Annotated in this window: 1 protein-coding gene; it reads right to left on the reverse strand. The window is 75.1% G+C overall.

The window, feature by feature from the left end; translation table 11 throughout:
- On the reverse strand, positions 1–253 hold a 253-nt coding region (locus tag AB1287_RS22385; RefSeq protein ID WP_435619148.1), incomplete at both ends, for a hypothetical protein.

A 253-nucleotide genomic window follows, 5' to 3' on the forward strand; every position in this document is an offset into this window, starting at 1 on the left:
GTGTAGGCGAGTCCGCCGCCCAGCCCGCCCTGTCGGTAGAACTCGGCGTCCGGCAGCTCCGAGCCCATGCCGCCCTCCCCGGCCGCGAACGCGGTGAGGGCGAAGTGCCCGCCGTGTGCGAGGGCGCGGTCCAGGAGCGCGAGGTAGCTGACGCGGCGGTGCGGGGGCAGGTGGTGGAAGCAGCCGGAGTCGTAGACGAGGTCGTACGGGCCGTCGTCGAGCGCGGTGTCGAGGGCGCCGGCGAAGGCGTCGC

It is taken from the genome of Scandinavium sp. UTDF21-P1B (genome assembly GCF_040750395.1).
Classification (GTDB): Bacteria; Pseudomonadota; Gammaproteobacteria; order Enterobacterales; family Enterobacteriaceae; genus Scandinavium.